Consider the following 16,103-nt stretch of genomic DNA (forward strand, 5'->3'; position numbering starts at 1 on the left):
AACTTTTCTGATAAAAAATCATATGGAGTAATGATTGCGTTTTCAATAGAATGATCCATGCAAGCCCATATACCAAAGGAAGTTTAGGGAGGAATGGAACAGGATGTTGAAAAAAATGGCCATTACATTGCTGGCATGGACGCTCATTATAGGCTTGATCCCCAGCGCTGTGCTGACTGCGCAGCAGACGGCCGAAGCCTTGGAGAATCCGCTCATCTGGGCGGATGTGCCTGACCCGGATATTATCAGAGTGGGACAGGCCTATTACATGTCCAGCACAACGATGCACATGAATCCAGGTGTTCCCATCATGAAGTCTTATGATCTGGTCAACTGGGAAATCGTCAACTATGTGTATGATCTGCTGGCGGATAACGATGAGCAGACGCTCCGCAACGGCAAGAGCAACTATGGGCAAGGCTCCTGGGCAAGCAGCCTGAGGTATCACGACGGGACATATTATGTCGCCTTCGCCTCCTATGATACGGGCAAGACGTATATTTATCAGACAGAAAATATAGAACAGGGACCATGGAGATCCTCTACGCTGGATGGCGTCTATCATGATATGTCGCTCTTGTTCGACGATGACGGGCGAGTCTATATGGTGTACGGCGGTGGCGATATTAAGATCATTGAGCTGAATTCAGATGCAACCGCGATCAAGCCGGGCGGAATGAATAAAGTCATCATTCCTGATGCGAGCCTGGTGGCGGGGCCTAATGTTGGATTGAAGGCTGAAGGCGCGCATATTCACAAAATCAATGGCTTCTATTATGTGTTCACGATTACTTGGCCGACTGGCGGAATGCGCACCCAGCTCGTTCACCGGGCATCGACGATCGATGGCGAATACACAGGGAAGGTTGCACTGGCGCATGAGGGCATCGCACAGGGCGGTCTGATCGATACCGAGGACGGCAAATGGTATGGCTTGCTGTTCGGCGACCGCGGAGCGGTCGGGCGTATCCCTTATCTGGTGCCGGTGAAATGGGAGGACAACTGGCCGGTGTTCGGTGTGGATGGCAAGGTGCCGACATCCTTGGAAATGCCTGTGATCGGAACGGCTTCCAAGAGCCTCTATGTCGCTTCGGACGAGTTCTATCAGCAGAGTCAACGGATAGGAACGTCCGGGAACGCTCTTGAGGCATCTCCTCCAACCGTTGCTAGAGCGATGGAGGAGTCAGTGCAGGCAGACACCATGCAGATGGAGCTGGATGCCGGCCTGATGGCTGCGGCAGCGATACAAGGAAAGGAACTGCTGGTTAACGGCGGCTTCGAGAACGGAGCGGAGCCGTGGACAGGGCATGAGGGCGCAGCGGTGGAGGTGACATCGACTGAGGCATATAGCGGTACGAGCAGCCTGCTCGTGCATAACCGCAAGGCAACCGGTGCAGGGCCGCAGCAGGTGATTGCCGGAAAAGTGAAGGCGGGCGGCGTCTACAAATTTTCGGCGAAGGTGAAATACACGGGCGGGGATGAACTGCCAGCCACGAAGCCATTCAACATCGCCTTCCAGGATGGTGATTGGACAACGATCAAGGTTATGGGCTCCGGTACCGTCACCAAGGGCGAGTGGGGCACGATTGAGGGCACGTATACCATCCCGGAGGATGCGGTGCTGAATCAGCCTCTGATCTTCATCGAGACGCCATGGGTGTCCAATCAGACACCGGAGCAGGACTGGATGGACTTCTATGTGGACGAGGTATCGCTGACGGACATGACGCCTGACTCGAACCTGCTGGTCAATGGCGACTTCGAGAACGGAGCGGAGCCATGGACAGGGCATGAGGGCGCGACAGTAGAGGTGACATCGGCTGAGGCGTATAGCGGTACGAGCAGCCTGCTCGTTCGTAACCGCAAAGCAACCGGTGCAGGGCCGCAGCAGGTGATCGCCGGCAAGGTGAAGGCCGGGGGCGTCTACAAATTCTCGGCGAAGGTGAAATACACGGGCGGGGATGAGCTGCCAGCCACGAAGCCATTCAACATTGCCTTCCAGGACGGTGATTGGACAACGATCAAGGTCATGGGCTCGGGAACGATGACCAAGGGGCAATGGGGCACAATTGAGGGCAAGTACACAATTCCAGAGGATCTGGTGCTGAATCAACCGCTGATCTTCATCGAGACACCATGGGCGTCTGCTCAGACACCAGAGAAGGACTGGATGGATTTCTATGTCGATGATGTCGTGTTCGAGGATGCTACGCCTCCTGGCGGAACTGACAAGACAGCCGTGGGAGAGTATGACTACAACGGCTCCAATCTAGCGCTTGTCTGGCAGTGGAATCATAACCCGGATAATCGCAACTGGTCCTTGACGGATCGCTCCGGTTATCTGCGACTGACTACAGGCAGAAAGAGCACGAATCTGCTGGACGCGAGAAATACGCTGAGCCAACGAACCTTCGGCCCGGAAAGCTCTGCGAGCGTGGCTGTTGAGGTCAGCAGCATGAAGAATGGCGATTATGTTGGTCTGGCTCTGCTCCAGAAGGAATATGGTTATGTCGGCGTCAAGATGTCCGGCAACGCCAAAGCGATCGTGATGGTAGATGGCAGCTCGGGAACGGCAGTGGAAGCCGCGACGATCCCGCTGACACAGGATCGGGTCTACTTCAAGGCTGAGGCGGACTTCAAGAACCGGACGGACAAGGGCTATTTCTACTATAGTCTGAACGGTACAGATTGGACGCGCATCGGCAATACTTTGCAGATGCACTATACACTGCCGCATTTTATGGGCTACCGCTTCGCCTTGTTCAACTACGCTACGATTACGACGGGCGGTTATGTGGATGTCGATTATTTCCGCATTGGCGATAAGCTGACGGGTGATGCTTCACCTGCGACGCTGCAAGCGAAGCTGGGTGATGCGAAGAACATCATCGGCGTGCACAATGCTCCAGTGGAGGTGCCTGTGAGTATGGATGCACTCCCGGCTGGAACGTACAAGTCGGTTGAGGCCTCCTTCCATATTCCGAAGCATCTGACTGTTGCGGGCGTGGAGTTTAACGGCAAGAATATCGCCGGGGAAGCAACCTACAGCGTAACCGGTAATCAGCTTCTGCTGCGAATCGCAGGCGACGGTGTCGGCTTCAGCCATAATGGCTCGGATCAGTTGGCGGTCATCAAGCTGAAGGTGAACGGCTTCGTGCCGGAGGACAAGACGGTTACGCTGCGTACCGACTATATTCAGGTCGAGGGCGGCAATGTGGTCTACAATGTCCATAGCGCGGTGTCCAGCATCGAATTGAAGAAGCTGGAGACAGGTGCGCTTGCCAAGCTGCCGGGTTATTCCAATCCGCTCATTACCCATAAATACGGGGCTGATCCGTATGCAATGGTGTATGACGGACGGGTCTACATCTATATGACCAGCGATGCTTATGAGTATGACAGCGCTGGCAATATCATCGGCAATACGTATGGCAAAATCAATACACTTACCGTGATTTCCTCCGCCGATATGGTCAACTGGACGGATCACGGCGCGATCCCGATGGCCGGGCCTAATGGAGCCGCCAAGTGGGCGAGCCTGTCCTGGGCTCCAGCAGCGGCGCACAAGGTCATTAACGGCCAGGATAAATTCTTCCTGTACTTCGCCAATGGCGCTGGAGGCATCGGCGTCCTGACTGCGGACAGCCCGACCGGGCCATGGGTAGATCCAATCGGCAAGCCGCTCATCACTCACCAGACCCCAGGGGTCGCTGGCGTAGTGTGGCTGTTTGACCCGGCGGTGCTGGTGGATGATGACGGCACAGGCTATCTCTACTTCGGCGGCGGTTTGCCAGGAGGCAACAGTCCAACGCCTGAGCAGATCGCGCATCCGAATACGACAAGAGTAATTAAGCTTGCTGACAATATGATCGAGACTGTAGGGACGGCAAGTACGATCGATGCACCGTATATGTTCGAGGATTCAGGCATTCATAAATTTAACGGGAAATATTATTATACCTATTGCTCCAACTTCTCTGGTGTGCATCCAGAAGGGACGCCGCCGCCTGGAGAGATCGCGTATATGGTCAGTGACAATCCGATGGGGCCGTTCACTTATGTTGCTCCAGTCCTGAAGAACCCGTCTGTTTTCTTCGGTGTGGGCGGTAATAATCATCATGCGATCTTCGAGTTCAATAACCAGTGGTACATCACATACCATGCCCAGACTGTAGCAAAGGCGGCATTGGGTGATGGCAAGGGGTATCGTTCGACTCATATTAACAAGGTAGAGTTCTATAGCAACGGCGATATGAAGAACATCAAGGCGGATATGGAGGGCATCGCACAGATCGCCAGTCTGAATCCATATAAGCGAGTTGAGGCGGAGACCATCGCATGGCATGCAGGCGTGGCCACGGAAGTCTCCAGCCAGCCGGGACATCCGTCAGGCAGCACCAATCTGCAGGTGACCGATATTCAACCAGGAGATTGGCTGGCGGTATCTGGCGTCGACTTTGGCGACCAAGGCGCCGCTGCCTTCGAAGCGAATATCGCTGGAGCAGCAGGCGGCACGATCGAGCTGCGGCTGGACAGCCCGCTTGGAGAAGTGATCGGGACATTGCAGGTTCCGGCGGGAAGCGGCGAGGACTGGGAGCTGCTGCGAACCGAGGTGAGCAGGGTAACAGGGGTTCATAACGTATTTATGTTATTCAAGGGTACAGGCTCAGCCCATCTGATGAAGTTCGATTACTGGACCTTCACCGAGGCGGATACGGGTCCTGTCGTGGTACCGGTGGAATCGGTCACCATCACAAGCGGGGCAGCAGCGCTGATGGTGAATGAGCAGTTGACTGTAAGCTCGACAATGACCCCTGCGGATGCGACATCTCCTGTCTATCGTTGGACAGCCGAGGGTGCAATCAGCATCGTGAAGGGTGGCGACAGCAGCACGGTTACCATCAAAGGAGATGCAGCGGGCGAAGGCAAGCTGATCTTGACGGTGCAGGCCGGCGGCAGCGAGCGGAAAGCCGAGCTGGCGTTAACGGTTCGAGCTGGAGGCGGAAGCTACTACCCATCGAACCCATCGACACCATCGAATCCGTCGACACCGTCGACACCGTCGACACCATCGACGCCAGCTACACCGCAGACCCAAGAGGCTGCCCTGCAGATCAATGGTGTCGCGGAACAGGCAGGGAAGGCAACGACGTACACACAAGATGGCCTGACGGTCACGAAAGTTGAACTGGATACAGAGAAGGTAACGTCATTACTCGCCAAGTATGGCAAGCAAGCGATCATTGCGATCCCAGTGGCAGATGACAGCCATAGCATTGTAGGCCAGCTTGACGGTCAATTGCTGCAGAAAATGGCTGATAGCGGAGCAACATTGGAGCTTCGTACTGCCAAGGGTAGCTATCGCCTGCCAGCCGCGCGGTTAGCGCTGGACGCGCTGGCCAAGCAGCTTGGTGCAGCGGAAGGGCTGCAGGAGCTTCAAATTCAACTGGAGATGGCTAGCTTATCCGAAGCACAGCAGCTTGTTGCGAAGCAAGCGGCGCATACCGCGAAGCTGGTTGCAGCGCCGATCCGATTCGGACTGACGGCGGCTTATCGCGGGAAGACGATTGAAGCGCCGGCTATCGACGGCTATGTAGAGTTATGGATTCCATTAGCAGGCAATACCACAGCGGATGCGGCGAGCACGGCAGTCGTGATCGGTGAGGATGGAACGGTGCGCCATGTACCGACGAAGATCGTGAACGAGGATGGAAAGCTCTATGCGAAGCTGAGCAGCTTGAGTGGCAGCGGCATCTATGCGCTCATCCAGCATCAAGCGGAGTTTGGCGATATGAAGGCGCATTGGGCTCAGGACAGTGTTCATGATCTGGCTTCGCGCTTGATCGTGAATGGCAATGGCGGCCAGTTCAACCCGGATGCGGCTATCACCCGCGCAGAGTTTGCGGCCATCGTGGGACGGGCGCTCGGTCTACAGCCATCTGGGTCAGCGGCTTCATTCACCGATGTCAAGTCCAGTGACTGGTATAGCAGCGCAGTGTCAGTCGCCAAGTCGTATCAACTGATTGATGGCTTTGCAGATGGTTCCTTCCGTCCGCTTGACCGCATCACGCGCGAGCAGGCAATGGTGATTCTGTCCAAGGCGATGACGCTGACAGGCCTCGAATTGCAATCGGAGGAACAGGCGGAGGCTCTAGCAGCCTTCTCGGACGCAGCGGCTGTCTCAGGCTGGGCGAAGGGAGCGGTCGCAGACTGCATCCAGGCAGGTCTCGTATCCGGCAGAAGCAGTGACGAGCTGGCGCCGAAGGAGAATATGACGCGCGCTGAGGTGGCCAAGATCGTCCAGCGCTTGCTGCAAAAATCCGATCTGATCTAAATGCAGCCCCACGTCAAGGTATAAATGGAAAGGGCCGGTCGAGGACCGGCTCTTTCTGCTGTATGCGTATCGCTTGCAGCATCTGGGGCAAACCGTGAGAACTTTATTGATTTTCCAGAACACTATGAGGATAATAGGGATAAATCCAGACTGAAAAGAGGAGGTTGAACTGTGCGGAGATCCATATCTGTCATGCTAAAGCTTACCCTTATTTCCTCCATGCTGACCGTCGTGCTGCTGGAGTGTGATAGTCAGGAGGGAGGTAATCTGGCCGACTCCGACCCCTCCCTCTCCCAGCATAGCGTCTCATTTTATCCCGAGATTGGCTTAAGCAAGCATAACCCGCCTATAGAGCTCACGATGGTAAGGGAGACGGGCGAGGATCTGGAGGAGCTGCTCCGTCATCTGCCAGGCGAGACGTTAGAGCAGAATCGCTGGACCCGGCTCTATGAGGAGGTGCTGGGCATCCGCATCACCTATGATTGGACGGCCGCGGGCAGCATGTACAGGCAGAAATTCGGCGTCTCCATGGCTTCGGGTCAATTACCCGATGTCATCCGGGTTAATGCGGAGCAGTTAAGACAGCTCTCCAATGCGGGCTTGATTCAGGATTTGTCAGAGGTCTATGATACCTATGCGACACCGCTAACGAAGCGTATCTTGCTCGAGGAGGGCAGCTTCCCGTTCGACGCGGCTACGATGGATGGCAAGCTGATGGGGATTCCAGAGACCGTATCGTCAATTGAAGGAGCGATGTTTCTGTGGATTCGTTCGGATTGGTTAACCAAGTTCGGACTGAAGCCTCCCCAAACGATGGAGGATGTGTTGATGATCTCGAAAGCGTTTACAGAAAGAGATCCTGATCATAACGGTCTTCATGACAGCTATGGACTGGCGTTAGCCGACTATCTGTGGTCTCCGGTGGTCGGTATAAAAGGGTTTATGGCGGGGTATGGCGCTTATCCGAATATATGGGTAGAGGATGGCAACGGGAGACTGGTCTTCGGCGGCATTCAGCCTGAAGTCAAGCAGGCGCTACTGGCTCTGCAGGCCATGTACCGTCAGGAGCAGCTAGACGCTGAATTTGCGTGGAAGGATGGCAATAAAGCGAAGTCTCTCATCGCCCAGGGCAAGATTGGCATGATGTATGGTGAACAGTGGGGCTCGTTCTTTGTTCAGCCTAGTCGGGAAGCAGACCCGCAGGCCGATTGGAGAGCGTATCCGATCGTGTCTGTAAGCGGAGAAGCGCCCAAAATTCCTCTGATGCAGCAGACAGGACATTTTTTTGCGGTGAAAAAGGACTATCCACATCCCGAAGCGATCGTGAAGCTGTTCAACTTGCATCTGGAGAAAAATTGGGGCAAGACGGCGGAATACGATACCTATTACAGTACCCCCTATCCTGCATGGCAGTTGTCCCCGGTTACGCCATACCCGCCGAAGAAAAATCTGACGGCTTATCTGGAGCTGGAGCAGTATCGTCGTTCAGGGGATGACAACAATCTTAACGGCGAAGCCCGGGCGATCCAGGACAAATTGGATCAGTATTATTCAAGCGGGGGAGGCAGCAGTACCGGTTGGGGCTGGGAGCGTACCTATGGTCCCGGCGGGGCATTTTCCATATTGGATCAATACGAGCAGAATGGTCAACTGCTGTATGACCTCTATGCGGGGCCGATCACAGAGGCGATGATCGAGCGGCAGGAGATGCTGAGCAATCTACAGCATGAAGCTTATATCAACATTATACTGGGCGATCCGATCGAGGAGTTCGACCAGTTTGTAGAAGAGTGGAATAATTTGGGTGGAGAAAGGATGACCAGAGAAGTCAATCAGTGGTACGAGGAGAATAAGCGGTCATAGCCTTATTCATCATCCAAGATGCTGCAACAGGCGTATGGCCAATGATAGCTTGAAGCATGGAGGTGACCTATTGTTTAAGACTCCCGCAGTGTCTATGGGCAACACGATATTTGTCCGGCTCGCGTTAATTTATCTGATCGTGATTATGCCGATCATTGCGCTGGGTCTGTATCTCTATAACTGGAGCTATCATAATGCCAGTCAAGATTTATCGCGGGCTACAACGACTCAACTGGCCTATTATCTGGAGGATTTAAGCCGGGAAATGGAATGGATGGAGCTTCAGCAATACGATATCCTGGAGGATAATGAGCTGACGAGGCTGGCTGTAACATGGGAGATGATGAGCAATGTGGAGCGACGCTCGGGCCTGAACCATATTCGGCAGCGGCTGACCTCCTTCAAGAATAGCAGCGCATTTATCAAAAATGTCTATGTGCATGTTCGGAGTGCACATAAAACGGTGTCCGCTTTACATGGTGTGGGTGCATTCAATGCGGCGCAATATGAGCATTTCCGCAAGGTTACCGCTGCTGAGGATCAGCGGCTGATCTGGGAGGGCAATACGTTGCATCTCAGTGCAGTCAGACTCAGCGCCAGCAAGGAGGAGAAGCCCTTGTTCGTCGTCCAGATTGAGCTGGATCGGGAGAAGCTCAGGCATTCGCTGCAGCAGTTCCAGCTCTACCCGGAGAGCCAGTCCTTCCTGTTATCGCAATCGACGGGCTTCGTGCTATTGAGCGATGAGAAGGCGACTCCGATCTATGAGAGCTATGCGAGCGAGCTCTTGTCCTTGGGAGAGCAGCCAGAAGCGTTGCAGATCAATGGCGAACACTATCATCTGGATCAGGCCTATTCGGAGAAGCTGGGATTGTCGGTTGTGACATATTTGCCTGAGGCGACGGTGAAGCGACCGCTTAACAAGTTCTACAGTTGGGCCTGGCTGTTCGCGGTTGCTTCACTGGCGGCCGTTATTATCTTTTCTTATTCAACCTACAAGTACATCCATAAGCCGCTGCTGTTGCTCGTCCAGGGCTTTCGCCGGATGGAGGGGGGAACGCTGGATATTCCGATTCAGCATGAGCAGAAGGATGAGTTCGGCTATCTGTTCCACCGCTTTAATCATATGCTTCGCAAGCTGAACAGTCTGATTGAGCAAGATTTCAAGCAGAAGATGATGATGCAGAGGGCAGAGCTGAAGCAGTTGCAGTCGCAGATTAATCCTCATTTTCTGTATAACAGCTTTTTTATTCTTCACTCGTTAAGCAAGACCGGTGATCTGGAGCGGATCGAGCAGTTTACCGAGATGCTAGGCGAATACTTTCGCTTCATTACCCGCAATGGGGAAGACTTTGTGACGCTGCAGGAGGAGGTTCATCACTCCCGCATGTATACAGAAATTCAGAAGCTCCGGTTCTCGCGCCGCATTCGTGTGCAATTTGATGAAGTGCCCTCTGAGTTGGCATCTATACGTGTCCCGCGTCTCATATTGCAGCCGATCATCGAGAATGCCTATGAGCATAGTCTGGAGAAGGCGACGGAGCAAGGACAACTAATGATCACCTTCGGACAGGATTCCACCAGCATGCGCATAACCGTCGAGAACAGCGGCGAGCTTAGCGTTGAGGAGCTTGAGCGGCTGCAGAAGCTGCTGCTCTATCCCGATCTGCCGGATGAGATGACGGGCATGATTAATATTCACCGCCGCCTGCAGCTATGCTACGCCGAGGGCAGCGGCTTGTGGCTGTCGAGAAGCTGTCTGAATGGTCTGAGGGTCGATATTGTAATTCAGTTACAGGGGGGAACGAAGGATGTATAGACTGCTCATTGTGGATGACGAGGAAATAATTACGGACAGTTTATACGAGGTGTTTCAGCAGATGATGGCAGGCAAGCTGGATGTGTGCCGGGCCTACTCTGCTAAGGAGGCGCTCGACTGGCTGGCGCGTACCCGCATTGATATTATTCTGACCGATATTCGTATGCCTGGTATGAGCGGGCTGGAGCTGAGTGAGGAGATTCGCGCCTATTGGCCGAGATGCCGTATTATTTTCCTGACAGGCTACAGCGAGTTCCACTATGCATATCAGGCGATCCAGATGCCCAGCGTCCGCTACCTGCTCAAGACGGAGGGTTACTCTAAGGTAACGGATACTGTGCAGGAGGTCATCGATGAGCTGGATCATTCCCGGCAGATCAGGCAGCGGCTGGATCAGTCCAAGGAGCGTCTTGAAGCGCTGGAGCTGCTGGCGCAGGGAGAATATTTCCGGCAGATGCTGCTGGAGAGCGATACGCTCGCAGCTACCGATACGCTGCTCGGTCATGACTTTGCTCATCTGAACATTGCCTTCAACCCGCAGGCGCCGGTAGCCCTTGCCCTCGGGCGGCTGGCCTCCCCCCATGGCCTCTCCTACATTGAACAGAGCGAGCGGCTCCGCTCGGTCAGGCTGATCTGGGACTCATATATGAAAGAACAGACGCTGAGCCTAGGGATCGTGGACAAGCACGGCGACCTGATCTGGTTCGTGCAGCCGGCTGCCCATGTGGAGGATAAGCTGGGCGGGCATCTGATTCGCTATCTGGAGGGTACGCTGGAGATGGTACAGGAGGCTTGCTTCCATTCGCAGGCGCTCCCCATCTCCTTCACACTTAGCGGCAGTCCCTGCCGCTGGAGCAGCATTACCGAGCAGTATGAGCGGTTACGCAAGCTGCAGCAGATGAAGCTGGGGGACGGGATTCCCGTCATCGTCAAGGATCGGGTGGAAGCCGAGGAAGTGGCGAGTGGCAGAGAAGGACAGATGCTAAGCTACCGGGCCTCACAGCTCGAAGCCCACCTGGAGGGAGGGCGAGAGCAGGAGTTTATAGAAGGGCTGGATCAACTGGAGCAGTATGTACTGCATCGTGGAGACAATGTACAGATGGCAGTAGAGGGCTATTATGCCGCCGCGCTCCTGCTGTTCTCTCATATTAATCGGCTGGGGCATTACCAGCGGATTAGCGAGGCTGGCAAGCTGATGCGTCTGGACGATCACGCCTCGATGAGAGAGGGCTTCAGCTATCTGCGGCAGATTGCCAAGGCGCTGTTTGGCCTGAAGAAGCTGGAAGCGCGCGACCGGACAGAGCTGGTCATTGACCGAATCTGCCATTACATCGAGAGCCATCTGTGCGAGGAGCTGTCGCTCGTCAAGCTGGCCGAAATTCATTATTTCAACCCCTCGTACCTGTCACGTCTCTTCAAGCAGGAACGCGGGGTTAACCTGTCCGAATATATCGACAAATGCCGGATCAGAAAAGCGAAGGAGCTGCTTCGGGAGCCGGAGTTCAAGGTTCGCGATGTGGCATTGAGGGTCGGCTATGAGGCGGCGCATTCCTTCACAAGATTCTTCAAGAAAGTGACCGGGATGACTCCGCAGGAGTATCGGGACAGCCTGACCTGATCTGGCGGTCCCTTACGCCGAATCTGAGACCTGCTTGCGGTATTCATTGGCGCTGGCGCCGGTATATTCCTTGAACTTTTTGTAGAACCAGTCCATCTCGGTATAGCCGACCTTGTTGGCGATCTGATAGATGCGCAGATTGGTCTTGGCTAGCAGGAGCTTAGCATGCTCCATTCGCTGCTGGAGGAGATAGTCGTTGAAGCTCATATTCTCATGCTGCTTAAATAGTTGACCTAAGTAAGCGCTATTAAAATGAAGCAGGCTGGATATGCTCTTCAGGGTGACATTGCGATGCATCTCCAGTTGTACATAGGATTTGATGATGGTGATAATCTCGTTGGATGAGGGCTTGCGGAATTCCATCTGGTGTAGGTGCTGCGATGGTTGCTGGGTATTGGAAGCCTCGCCCGCAGCCAGGTCGCTCTTCAGCCGTAGCAGGGTGGAGGTTAGCTTGTCCTTATCCAGCGGAGAGGACACACAATGGCCGATCTGGTACGCGAGTGCTCTGTATAGCAGCCGGTGGTCGGCGGTCTCTCCTACAAGAACAATCGGCATGTGGCTGTACTGGCGAATGTGCTGGCATAGTTGCAGGCTAGCGCTATAATTGGGCTGAATATGAATAAGGATCAATGAAAATGTCTGTTGCTTGATCAGGGCATCGGCCTTCGTATAATCCTCCAGCGATGTGTCCACACAAAACCCCCAGCGCTTCCAATCCAGCATCTGCTCCAGGCGAATTCTCGTGCGATGGTTAGGATCGACAAGCAGTACGTTAAGCATGTTCTAAAACCCCCGTTTCCAAGAGAATCAAAAGAAATGTATACGCTTTAATTATGAGGAATAGCCGCCCGCGCTCACAATATGCATTTCTTTATTCTTGCTCCAGTTTTTTACGTGTTGGGCGGGAGGATAGGTGGAGATGAGAACTGGTGCATTGGATTTCCGTTCTACTTAACTAAAGGCTTAGATACCGATTTCAAGCTGCAAAAGTTTAGTTCATAAAATATACATAATTCAATTAAAATTTAATATGCAAAAGATACTATTTATGGTAAGATTTAATTGTCTTTTACACAGACAGGTATGGCAATAAATAAACAATACCGTTTGAAGGCTCAAACAGACGATGGTAGCTTTTACAACAGATATAATGTAACAGGCTCATGGAATCCTGATTCATATTAATAGTTCACAAGCGCACCCTGCTGCTGCAATAAATAGCAGTAGCAGGGTGCCTTTAATTAGGAGAGTTCTATGTTTAAACAAGAATTAATCAAGGCGATTTATAATCTTCGTATGTTGTTCGTCATTCTAATTTCACTCGTGCTTCTTTTCTTATCCGCATATACTCAGTTGCTTAGCTCTCATCTGTTTATTGATAAAACAGCTGAAGATCTAACTGCGGAAGGGTTACGATATATACTGGAGACTGGCAGCAATAAATATCATATTTGGGTAGAGAGCTTTTCTTATATGCAGGTTATATTTGTTTTTGCGATCGTGTTACCTTATACGGCTAGCTATGTTACCGAAAAAAACGGAGGCTATCACTATCTGGCAATTGTGCGAGGGGGCTTGAATCGATACTATCGTTGTAAAATGTATGTTAGCTGTATTTCGGGAGGTTTTTCTTTGTTCGTTCCAGAGCTTCTCTATTATATCGGGGTAAGTTCGCTAGCTCAAAATACAATTTTAGAGAGCTTCACGTTTTATCCTGTTGGTTTATTCAGTTCTCTATTTTTCACTAACCCGGATATATACATTTTACTACAGATGACGTTACATTTTGTTCTTGGTGCAAGCTTTGGCTTATTTGCAATGGGCTTGAGTATGTTTTTTAATAAGAAAATATTGGCATATACGGTTCCGTTTTTTGTTTATTTAACTTATGATCTTGTAATTTCAGGGATGGAAAACATCCGGAGGTTTGCGATTACCAATATGTACAATTTTATGAGTAGCACAACGTATACGATTGTTGATTTTATCCTTCTTAATTTGTCCTTAGTCGCTGTAGGCATACTGCTTGTTCAGTACAATAAGCATAGAATGATTACAAGTGGGTAGTGAACATGCGCAATTATATTTGGTTAACCTGTATTCGGGTATGGAGTGGCAAGGTATTCTTAGGAATTACTTTGCTTAGTATTCTAGCTGTATTTTTCTTGATTCGTTTGACGCATCTCCCAAGTCATTCTAATCATTGGGATTCGTTTTTTTTCGTTTTTTCCAATCCTTATGTTTATTTTTTGCTCTTTCTAACAAGCTTTCTTGTGATTGTACAAGATATATATCAAGAAGGTGCTCTCGGAGTATTTATTGCAGCTCGGTTAACCTCTAAGCAACATTGGTTATTTGCCCGTTACATTGTCGTATTTCTGACTGCAATCCTTATCGTGTTTATTGTTTTCGGTGCTGCATCTACGATTTCTATCGCAGTGCATGGGGGGGACTACTCAAGTGAATGGAGTAAAGTAAGCAGCGATCTTGAATTATCTTATACTTCGTTTGCTGCAACTCTGTCCCCTGTTCAAGGGATGGTATTGTGGTTTGTCCGTTATTTTGCAGGATTATTAGGGGTCGGGTTAGTGTATAGTACCTTCTGTACTCTGTGGAAGGGACGATTATTTCCTTTTCTTATGACGGCAACTTTTTTATTCACGCAGTCCTTGGTCAATATGAGCGCTATCCCTGGCATTGGGCTTATAGATATAAGCGCCCGGTATATTTATTCTTATGAGATAAGTGATGGGGGATGGGGGCTATTTTTGCTGAAAAGTCATATTCCACTATTGCTTTTTTACACTTTTTTAGTATTAGTTAACATCTATAGGCTCGATGAGGTGGAAATCGAATGAGGAGATTTCTTGCCCTGACCATTAATTATAACTTGAACTATATATTTAATCGTTTTGTTATTTTTCTTGTATGGTCTGTTATATTAGGCTCCTTTTATCTTTTGGTGATTGATCATGGTAGTAGCTTGAGTTGGGTTGATGCTGTATTGGATGCCTTGGGGAGGCGATCCGTGCAAGACATGAGCATCCTACAACTTTTCATTGCCATGAGTCCATATATGATGATTGGTTTAATAACAGAGCTCTACAGCTCCCATCTGCTAGGGGCGCCAGCAGTTCAGATGTTAATGCGGGTCAGGAATACAAGAATTTACTTAGCGTCCGCAATAACTATTTTACTTCTGGTAACAATTCTGTTTATTGTCTTGTATACAGGAAGTCTATTCATGTTATCTTACTGGCTCACGCCCTCGACTGAGAAGCTGGCAGTGGGGAAATTTATGAGTGTGCTACTGGTACAAATTATTGGAGCGTATACACAAACTATGCTTCAGCTAGTCATTACACAATGGAGCGGAAGATTCCGAATTGGTTTTTTATGCATTATTATCCTTATGCTATTTCAGGTTGTTTTCCCCCAGTTGGCTTTTCCTTTAGGGGCACAAATCTTTATTGGGCAGATCGATTTTTTCAGTAGCAATCCTGATGCTATTCCGATTGGGCAATTTGTTATTTTGCATGTTTTGTTATGCATTACGGCAGTTGTTGCCCTCTTGAAAAAGAAAGCATTTATTATATGGGAGAGAACAAAATGAGTCCAATCGCTGTTAAATTAGAGAACCTAAAAAAAACGTTCAAAGGCACTCTGATTTTTGAAAACGTAACGCTGGAGCTTCACGAGGGAAGAATATACGGTTTTCTCGGTTACAATGGTTCAGGTAAATCGGTTTTATTTAAAATCATTTGTGGTTTTCTCCGACCAGATGAAGGGAATGTGGAGGTTTTTGGCAAGAAAATTGGGAAAGATATAGATTTTCCTGAGAGCACGGGTGTCATTATCGAAACGCCTGGTTTTTTGGAGGACTACTCTGCATATCGCAACTTGAAGTTTCTGGCGTCGATTCGTAATGATATTCATACTGAACAGATTCATAAGGTCTTGGAGACAGTAGGGCTGGATAGCGCTAGTAAGCAACCTGTCAAAAAATTCTCGCTCGGAATGAGACAGAGACTAGCCATCGCACAAGCAATTATGGAGAAGCCCAAGTTATTAATTCTGGATGAGCCGTTTAACGGCTTGGACAAACAAGGTGTAGAGCGGATGAGAAACTTGCTCTTAGATATGAAAAGAAGCGGAACCACCATGTTGTTGACGAGTCATATGAGTGAAGACATCGAGTTATTATGTGATCATAGATTTGAATTTAACAACAAAATGCTGGAGCCTGTATCTTCATGAATACTGACTTTTAAGGCTGGCAGTGCGTTCCCACGAGCATACGTCAGTAAATAGCTACACACCATAGCGCCACGTGCTGGTACACGCTGGCGCTAAAGCTGTCTTCCTCGCAGTCTGTCATAGCATAGATGAAGCGGTTTGGCGGAAGTTCAATTGTAGCATGTGTTGGCCCGCTGGATAGCGATGAGGCAGAAGGGCAGTCCACACAATTTGTC

The 16,103-nt window shown here is 50.8% G+C and carries 9 protein-coding genes; 8 read left to right on the forward strand and 1 reads right to left on the reverse strand.

All coding sequences use genetic code 11. The annotated features are described in order from the left end of the window. Window positions 1-103 precede the first annotated feature (103 nt). From ACY1JZ_RS13820 to ACY1JZ_RS13835, 4 genes are all read left to right on the forward strand, one after another. Complete coding sequence (locus tag ACY1JZ_RS13820; protein WP_462629664.1) at window positions 104-6,334, forward strand: family 43 glycosylhydrolase; 6,231 nt, start codon at window positions 104-106, stop codon at window positions 6,332-6,334. 192 nt (window positions 6,335-6,526) lie between these two features. Further along, complete coding sequence (locus ACY1JZ_RS13825; protein ID WP_462629694.1) at window positions 6,527-8,197, forward strand: extracellular solute-binding protein; 1,671 nt, start codon at window positions 6,527-6,529, stop codon at window positions 8,195-8,197. A gap of 70 nt (window positions 8,198-8,267) precedes the next feature. After that, window positions 8,268-10,013, forward strand: a complete 1,746-nt coding sequence (locus ACY1JZ_RS13830; RefSeq protein WP_462629665.1) for a sensor histidine kinase — start codon at window positions 8,268-8,270, stop codon at window positions 10,011-10,013. Next, the gene (locus tag ACY1JZ_RS13835) at window positions 10,006-11,631 is read left to right on the forward strand and encodes a helix-turn-helix domain-containing protein (RefSeq protein WP_462629666.1); all 1,626 of its coding nucleotides are present in this window, start codon (window positions 10,006-10,008) and stop codon (window positions 11,629-11,631) included. Before ACY1JZ_RS13830 ends, ACY1JZ_RS13835 begins: the two co-directional genes overlap by 8 nt. A 12-nt stretch (window positions 11,632-11,643) precedes the next feature. Here the strand turns inward: ACY1JZ_RS13835 and ACY1JZ_RS13840 are convergent, their stop codons facing one another. Then, window positions 11,644-12,411, reverse strand: coding sequence for a helix-turn-helix transcriptional regulator (locus ACY1JZ_RS13840; protein WP_462629667.1), 768 nt, complete (start codon window positions 12,409-12,411; stop codon window positions 11,644-11,646). A 474-nt stretch (window positions 12,412-12,885) separates the two neighbouring features. Here ACY1JZ_RS13840 and ACY1JZ_RS13845 point away from each other — a divergent pair, with 474 nt between their 5' ends. Genes ACY1JZ_RS13845 through ACY1JZ_RS13860 form a run of 4 tightly spaced genes read left to right on the forward strand, consistent with a single transcriptional unit; the run spans window position 12,886 to window position 15,888 of the window. Then, window positions 12,886-13,698 (forward strand): hypothetical protein, encoded by an 813-nt coding sequence (locus tag ACY1JZ_RS13845; RefSeq protein WP_462629668.1) that lies wholly within the window; start codon window positions 12,886-12,888, stop codon window positions 13,696-13,698. A gap of 5 nt (window positions 13,699-13,703) precedes the next feature. Beyond that, entirely contained in the window at window positions 13,704-14,489 is a 786-nt protein-coding gene (locus ACY1JZ_RS13850) for a hypothetical protein (RefSeq protein ID WP_462629669.1), read from the forward strand. Beyond that, window positions 14,486-15,244 carry a hypothetical protein gene (locus ACY1JZ_RS13855; RefSeq protein WP_462629670.1) on the forward strand — a complete coding sequence of 253 codons (759 nt, stop codon included), beginning with the start codon at window positions 14,486-14,488 and terminating at the stop codon, window positions 15,242-15,244. Before ACY1JZ_RS13850 ends, ACY1JZ_RS13855 begins: the two co-directional genes overlap by 4 nt. Continuing rightward, window positions 15,241-15,888: an ABC transporter ATP-binding protein gene (locus ACY1JZ_RS13860; protein ID WP_270165662.1), complete on the forward strand. Its 648-nt coding sequence runs from the start codon at window positions 15,241-15,243 to the stop codon at window positions 15,886-15,888. The genes ACY1JZ_RS13855 and ACY1JZ_RS13860 overlap by 4 nt, the downstream gene beginning before the upstream one ends. Window positions 15,889-16,103: the final 215 nt, after the last annotated feature.

The sequence above is a fragment of the Paenibacillus sp. J5 genome (assembly GCF_054955055.1).

What these genes read in the sequence shown, in the direction of transcription:
- ACY1JZ_RS13820 (WP_462629664.1), top strand. Translation starts at nt 104, where the DNA reads ATGTTGAAAAAAATGGCCATTACATTGCTGGCATGGACGCTCATTATA.
- ACY1JZ_RS13835 (WP_462629666.1), top strand. Translation starts at nt 10,006, where the DNA reads ATGTATAGACTGCTCATTGTGGATGACGAGGAAATAATTACGGACAGT.
- ACY1JZ_RS13855 (WP_462629670.1), top strand. Translation starts at nt 14,486, where the DNA reads ATGAGGAGATTTCTTGCCCTGACCATTAATTATAACTTGAACTATATA.
- ACY1JZ_RS13850 (WP_462629669.1), top strand. Translation starts at nt 13,704, where the DNA reads ATGCGCAATTATATTTGGTTAACCTGTATTCGGGTATGGAGTGGCAAG.
- ACY1JZ_RS13840 (WP_462629667.1), bottom strand. Translation starts at nt 12,411, where the DNA reads ATGCTTAACGTACTGCTTGTCGATCCTAACCATCGCACGAGAATTCGC.
- ACY1JZ_RS13845 (WP_462629668.1), top strand. Translation starts at nt 12,886, where the DNA reads ATGTTTAAACAAGAATTAATCAAGGCGATTTATAATCTTCGTATGTTG.
- ACY1JZ_RS13825 (WP_462629694.1), top strand. Translation starts at nt 6,527, where the DNA reads ATGCTAAAGCTTACCCTTATTTCCTCCATGCTGACCGTCGTGCTGCTG.
- ACY1JZ_RS13860 (WP_270165662.1), top strand. Translation starts at nt 15,241, where the DNA reads ATGAGTCCAATCGCTGTTAAATTAGAGAACCTAAAAAAAACGTTCAAA.